The 1,382-nt window shown below is 59.0% G+C and carries 2 protein-coding genes; both read left to right on the top strand.

Going from position 1 to position 1,382, the window contains the following annotated elements:
* A partial coding sequence (gene ltrA / locus Q7J58_RS21140; protein WP_304831847.1) for a group II intron reverse transcriptase/maturase occupies nt 1–1,042 on the top strand: 1,042 nt, incomplete at its 5' end.
* A 9-nt stretch (nt 1,043–1,051) separates the two neighbouring features.
* Nucleotides 1,052–1,382: hypothetical protein (locus tag Q7J58_RS21135; protein WP_304831846.1), on the top strand; the 331-nt coding region annotated here is incomplete at its 3' end.

Genomic DNA, 1,382 nt, shown 5'->3' with positions numbered 1-1,382 from the left:
GCACCGAGCCTTGAAACAAGACGAAGTGACAGTGAGAACCACAGAACTGCTTGAAGACGTGCTGGCCAGCGACAACCTGGCGCAGGCATGGAAACGGGTGAAGGCCAACAAAGGCGCGCCGGGTATTGACGGCATGACCATTGAAGACTTCCCCGACCATGCGCGCGCGCACTGGCCCGTGATTCGACAGCAGATCAGAGAAGAGCGATACCAGCCGCAGGCCGTGCGCAGGGTAGACATACCCAAGCCCGGTGGCGGCAAACGCCTGCTGGGAATCCCCACGGTCATGGACCGGGTCATCCAGCAGGCCGTCGCTCAGGTGCTCACGCCGATATTCGATCCGACGTTCTCGGATTCGAGTTTTGGCTTTCGACCAGGTCGCAACGCACACCAGGCGATCAGGCAGGTACAGCGACACGTGAAGGATGGCAGAGGTATCGCAGTGGACATTGACTTGGCCAAGTTCTTTGACACCGTCAACCATGACGTGCTGATGAACTTGCTGGGCCAAACCATTGCAGACAAGCGACTGCTGCGCCTGATCGGTCGTTACCTGCGCGCCGGCGTGCTGGTCGGTGAGCATGTAGAACCGAGCGAAGTGGGCACCCCACAAGGCGGCCCACTCTCGCCATTGCTGGCAAACATCCTGCTGCACCAGCTCGATTTGGAGTTGGAGCGGCGGGGACACCGCTTTGCACGTTATGCCGATGACTTGGGTCTCCTTGTCAAAAGCGAACGCGCTGCACAGCGGGTGATGGCTTCCATCACGCGGTATCTGGAAACCAAACTCAAGCTCAAAGTCAACGTGGCCAAAAGCCAAGCTGGCACCCATGAGCGAATGCGCCTTTCTGGGCTTCACGATCAAGGGCAAGAAGATACGCTGGACCGACAAGGCGCTGGCGGACTTCAAGCACCGGATCAAGGAGCTGACGGGCCGCAGCTGGGGCGTTTCCATGGAGTACCGACTGAAGAAACTGGGGCAATACCTGAGGGGATGGACGGCGTACTTCGGTATCAGCCAGTACTACCGACCCGTCCCTGAACTGGACGAGTGGATCAGACGGCGCATGCGCATGTGCTACTGGAAACAGTGGCGCTGGCCGCGCACGAAAATCAAGAACTTGCTGGCCTTGGGCGTGAGCCTGAAGTCGGCGATTCAGCACGGATGCAGCAGCAACAGCTATTGGCAGATGTCCAGAACACCGGTGATCAACCAGGCCATCTCCAACGCGTGGTTACAGGAGCAAGGTTTGCTCAGCGTGAAAGAACTGTGGTGCAAGGCACAGGGCTATACGGCAAAGAAGAAAAGAGGGAAGGCTTCGTCGAGCGAGCCGACTTGTTGAACCGCCCACTGCGGACCCGCACGGTGGGTGGTGTGGGGG

This window comes from Hydrogenophaga sp. (genome assembly GCF_030656115.1).
In the GTDB taxonomy this organism is placed as follows: Bacteria; Pseudomonadota; Gammaproteobacteria; order Burkholderiales; family Burkholderiaceae_C; genus Hydrogenophaga.
Note: the sequence above shows the minus strand (reverse complement) of the source record. Positions and strands in the feature narration are given on the sequence as shown.